4 protein-coding genes are annotated in these 5,113 nt (G+C 44.4%); 2 read left to right on the top strand and 2 right to left on the bottom strand.

Features of this window, described 5'->3' with window-relative positions:
- Positions 1-110 precede the first annotated feature (110 nt).
- Both L976_RS11930 and pssA read left to right on the top strand, forming a co-directional pair.
- On the top strand, positions 111-443 hold the full coding sequence (locus L976_RS11930; protein ID WP_011072371.1) for a DUF1904 domain-containing protein: 333 nt from the start codon (positions 111-113) through the stop codon (positions 441-443).
- A gap of 11 nt (positions 444-454) precedes the next feature.
- Positions 455-1,768, top strand: a complete 1,314-nt coding sequence (gene pssA / locus L976_RS11925) for a CDP-diacylglycerol--serine O-phosphatidyltransferase (protein ID WP_037428083.1) — start codon at positions 455-457, stop codon at positions 1,766-1,768.
- A 62-nt stretch (positions 1,769-1,830) separates the two neighbouring features.
- Here the strand turns inward: pssA and emrD are convergent, their stop codons facing one another.
- Both emrD and ampC read right to left on the bottom strand, forming a co-directional pair.
- Positions 1,831-3,075, bottom strand: coding sequence for a multidrug efflux MFS transporter EmrD (emrD, locus tag L976_RS11920; RefSeq protein WP_139122659.1), 1,245 nt, complete (start codon positions 3,073-3,075; stop codon positions 1,831-1,833).
- A 338-nt stretch (positions 3,076-3,413) separates the two neighbouring features.
- The gene (gene ampC, locus L976_RS11915; RefSeq protein WP_052184067.1) at positions 3,414-4,544 is read right to left on the bottom strand and encodes a class C beta-lactamase; all 1,131 of its coding nucleotides are present in this window, start codon (positions 4,542-4,544) and stop codon (positions 3,414-3,416) included.
- Positions 4,545-5,113: the final 569 nt, after the last annotated feature.

Here is a 5,113-nt window from a genome sequence, read left to right as displayed (position 1 = left end):
AAAATAGGCGTTACGCCGCGCTCTTTTCATCGAAAAGTCTTGCCGAGTTGCAGTGAAGTCGGTAATTTCTACCCCTTACGATTTTAGGATCTTAGGTAACCACTAAAACCATGCCTCATATTAGTATGCGCGGCTTACCCCAGGCAGTCGTTGCAGAGCTTAGCCAAACATTACTGCAGTCTTTGGCGGCTATATGTAAAGGTAAAGCAGAGAGTTTTACATTAGATTGGATCCCCAGCATCAGTTACCGTAATGGTAGAATTGATCAGCGTTTTGTCCAAATCGAATTGCTTTGGTTTCCGGTAGACCCTGATATTCATCTTAAAGTAGAACAAACAATCAGGCTGGCAGTGACAGAAGCCTACCCAGAATTAACACAGATTGCTGTGATGTTTTTGTCACTGACCCCAAGCGCTTCCTATCGGGGTGGTCAGCATGTTTAAAGGAGGATGCCTTGCTAGATAAGCTTGGTGGAATAGCCGTTCAACCCGAGGCTTTAACGTGGTTGCTTACGCCATGCCGATTTAAGGCAGAGTTACTTACTCGCATCGAAAATGCCAAGAACAGCATCTACATCGCTGCACTCTATTTAGAAGATGATGAAGCAGGGCGGGAGATTTTACAGGCCTTGATGACGGCGAAGGCTAAAAATCCTGCGTTGGATATCAAAATTTTGGTCGATTTTCACCGTGCTAGACGTGGCTTGATTGGCCATAAGGGTGATAGCGGTAATTATTTGATGTACCGCAAAGTGATGGCTGAAGCTGAATATCCTATCGAGATTATGGGCGTACCAGTTAAATCCCGTGAGTTTATGGGTGTATTACACCTTAAAGGCTTTGTAATTGATGATGCCGTGATTTATAGCGGCGCAAGTCTTAATAATATCTATCTACAGCAAAACGATAAATACCGTTTCGACCGCTACCATGTGATTGAGTCAGCAGAGCTTGCACGCAGCATGCGGGCAATGATCCAACGTTATATCATTGCCGATCCAGCAGTGACATCGCTTACTCAAGATGCGCAGCAGGAAGTGTTACCGCCTAAAACCGATGTGCGCAGCTTTAAATTACGTTTGTCACAGGCACAGTACGAGTTTAACGCAACTCGAACGGGTAATCGGGTAACACCATTACTTGGCTTAGGCCGTAAACATAATTTATTGAATAAAGCGGTTATTGCGATGGTTGAGGAGTCAAAAGATAGACTCTTTATCTGCACACCTTACTTTAACCCTCCTTATATTTTGGTCCGCGCCTTAGCTAAACATCTGCGCAACGGCAAACGGATTGATATTGTCGTCGGCGATAAAACGGCGAATGACTTTTATATTCCGCCTGAGCAAGATTTTTCCACCATCGGTGCCTTGCCGTATTTATATGAACAGTCGCTGCGTAAATTTGCCAAACGTCAGCAGTGGGCGATTGATAATGGCCAACTCAATATTCATCTGTGGAAGCATGGGATCAACAGTTACCACCTCAAAGGTATCAGTGCCGATGGGCGTAAGCATTTGATCACAGGCTCAAATCTAAACCCTAGAGCATGGGCGTTGGATTTAGAGAATGGGCTCTTGATCCACGATGAAACGGGTAGCTGGAAGGCGCAATTTGAGGCCGAGCAAGCGCATATTCTTGAGCATACACAGAGGTTATATCACTATAGCCAAGTGGATACTTTGCAAAGCTATCCCGATCCGGTGAAGAAGATTATGAATCGTATTAGAAGATTAAAAGCAGATTTTTTACTAAGACGGATCCTGTAATCGATAAGCATCAGAAAAACAAAAGCCCACGTAAGTGGGCTTTGTTATTTTGATAGAGAACCTCAGGTTTTTTGCGGCAATAGTGTTTGATGGGTATCATTTTGATCTCGCGCATAATGCAAGGCCACAATCACTAAAAGCACCATCAGCGCGCTCAGTAAACCGATACTTAACTGGCCTCCCATAGGGACGAGCGACATAGTTAATGCCGCCAGCCCTGCGCCAAAGTTTTGTAAACCACCGAGCAAAGCCCCCGCAATGCCCGCTTGACGCGGAAAAGGTTCTAACGCAGCCGAGGTTAATGTCGGAAATAACATGCCGGCGCCGCTGAAAAATAAAATTGAGCCTATCAACAAACTCCAGCCTACAACCAGTTGAAACAACCCAGGGATCAACATAAACAATGCGCCAGCACCGAGCAAGGCAACACCTTGAAATACGGTTCGTTGTGCTTGTTTTTGTCTTCCTGCTACCAGTGCACCGAGTAAATAGCCGGGGATAGGCGCCACAAAATAGCAGCTCACCATAAAAGATGAGAGTTGCAAATATTGGCCATAGAGCACGCCCGCAATGGCTTCAAAGGCGGCAATCCCCGCAAAGGTGGCGATTAATGAAAATAGATATGCCCTAAAGCTGCGGTGGCGTAGCACATGGCGATAGGAGGCTAACACTGGTTGTTGTTCTCGTTTGTCTTTTGGTAAAGACTCTTTAAAACCAAAACAAAGCAGTAGCCAAACAAAGACGCCAAACCCAAATAACACCCAGTAAACGGCTTGCCAACCTAAGTAGGCTGAAGCAAGGCTCCCTAAGAAGGGCGCCACCAAGGGTAAAAACACCACCGCCATGGACACATAGCTATTAAATTTAACTAAGTTATCGCCAAAGTAATGATCCCTAGGAATGCTGCGGCACAGCGCGCCGGCACTGGCTGTGCCTAGGCCTTGAAGCAGACTCGCGCAAATTAACTGATTAAAGCTTGTGGCTTGTGTGGCAATTAACGCGCCAATCATAAAGATCCCAATACCAACCAACAGTGGGAGTTTTCGCCCATAGCGGTCAGATAATGGGCCATAGATAAATTGACATAAACCGTAGGCGAGCAGATAACAGGCCATGACTGCTTGTAGCTTGCTTGCATCGACGGCTAAACCTTGGGCAATCAGCGGGAGTGCTGGCACAAAAATCGTTTGGGCCATCTGTCCACAGGCCACCATAAAGACCAGCATAAAGAGCAATCGAGTGGTACTTCCTGCTGATGAAGCCGACGTTTTTGATGAGATTAAAGACGGTTTTTCGCCTGACATCATAATTCCGTAAAAAAGCACAGTTGAACAATGGCGCGCATCTTACGCCCAAAATTGAGTAGTTCAATGGCTAATCGTCTTGATTTTTAGGAATATTTTTTCATCCAACACATAAGTTTTTCTATGCTTTTATGGCTGTAAAACTAAGCTTACACTTGGTGTTTATCTTGTTAATCAGGTTTTATAATTGATAAAGGGTGGATTCTTAAGTCAACAATATAACGCGTTTATTTACATGGGTTTTGATCAATAACGAGATATTCGTAGCAGAGAAATTGAATGGAGAGAAAACCTCTCCATTTTGGCAAGCGCGGTTTGGGCTGAAATATGATGACGCGATATTAATTTTGCAGTGTTTCTAAGCCTGTTAATATCTGGTAACCCGCGGTTACCCGTGGCGGCACTGGATAATTTTTATTACTCAATAACACCAATGCCAGCTTTTTAGCTGGAATATAAGCCACATACGCAGCAAAACCACCCGTTGAGCCAGTCTTATTTATCCAGACATTTTGCTGTGGCGCTTGAGGTGGTGTAATGGCTTTCACTGGCATGCTGCCAAACACTACATCTTGAGTATGTCCAGTGAGGAGCTTATCAAGGGCAATCGGATACGGATATTGCTCCCAAATCATCGCTTGAGTCATCATGCCGACATCAAAATAGCCCGTATGGGTGGCATCAATGGCACGTTGCAACCTTGCAGGCACCGCATGCTGCTGCATATTGGTTTCAACAAAACGGAGCAGATCTACAACCGTCGTTTTTATTCCGTAGGCCTCATCGGCTAACACACCGGGATTGAGGCGTACTGGCTGATCTTGCTTATTGTAGCCTTGGGCGTAGTCAGTCATTTTATTGGTTGGAACCATAAAATAGCTGTTTGTCATGCCAAGTTGTCGAAAGAGAGTTTGCTCTACGGCCTCAGGAAAACCTTGACCAAGCTGCTTTGCCGCGATCACACCGAGAAGACCAATGCTGGGATTGGCATAATTGCGGTGAGTACCTGCGGCATAAGCTGGTTGCCAGGCTTTTAAATAGCTTATTAACTCAGCATTATTGGTTATATTATCAGGGACCTGCATGGGCAGATTTCCCGCTGTATGGGTGGCTAAATGAATGAGATTGATCTGGTCAAAATGGCTACCGGTTAATTCAGGCAGATATTGGCTTACCTTATCTGTTAGCGTCAGTTTACCCTCAAGTTGAGCGTATGTTGCGAGGGTCGCGGTAAAGGTTTTACTGATAGAACCAATCTCAAATAGGGTATTTTCATTCACCTTTTCCCCTGTCTTTTTTGAACTGACACCATAAGGATAAAAGTACTGTTGCCCGTTCATACTGATCCCGATCACCACCCCAGGGATCCCATATTCGTTCATTAAAGGATTAACAGTAGAATCGATAAGGGCTTCTATAGCCTGGGCATTCGGAGGGAAGCTGACGCCCCGTTGTGGCGCGGCATTTACCATTAATGGTGTCACTGCTAGCAATATTCCGCCAAAAATGATCGAGCCTACGTTGTGTGAACTGAATGGTATAGACAATAAAGCGAAGCGGGTGAGCTTTACCGCTTGCAAGATAGACGTGGGCATATAATTCCTTGCATTTTTGTTGGGGCCTGCAAATGGCACTGATTCAACATAGATTGATGGATGAAAGATTTAGCACGATTTAAATCAGATTGGCTACAAATTTAGCCTAAGCGGTTTTGATCTTCGGCGATCGTTTAGCAAAGCGTAACCAATTAGTTGGCCTATGGCAGCATTCTTTTCGGTACGCAGCCTTTTCTACAATGTTTATGCCCCAAAGTGTGTTTCGGCTCGTTATCTCAATCGAAAATACCTACTCTTGTTACCATACAAATTCTCATCTAGTTACCTATGTTTGGCCCTACCGCGAAGTGGCTAATAATGTATGGCTATACAGTCATATTTAAATTTAGATACTTTGGTGTGATTTTAAGACAATATCAGTGCGCATTAATTTCATCTGTAGCAAATAAAAAACTATAAAATCAAATAATTATAGTGACTTAGTT

The organism is Shewanella sp. ZOR0012 (assembly GCF_000798835.1).
Taxonomy (GTDB): domain Bacteria; phylum Pseudomonadota; class Gammaproteobacteria; order Enterobacterales; family Shewanellaceae; genus Shewanella; species Shewanella xiamenensis.
Note: the sequence above shows the minus strand (reverse complement) of the source record. Positions and strands in the feature narration are given on the sequence as shown.

Coding starts and splice junctions, on each gene's coding strand:
- L976_RS11930 (WP_011072371.1), top strand. CDS start 111: ATGCCTCATATTAGTATGCGCGGCTTACCCCAGGCAGTCGTTGCAGAG.
- emrD (WP_139122659.1), bottom strand. CDS start 3,075: ATGATGTCAGGCGAAAAACCGTCTTTAATCTCATCAAAAACGTCGGCT.
- ampC (WP_052184067.1), bottom strand. CDS start 4,544: ATGGTAAATGCCGCGCCACAACGGGGCGTCAGCTTCCCTCCGAATGCC.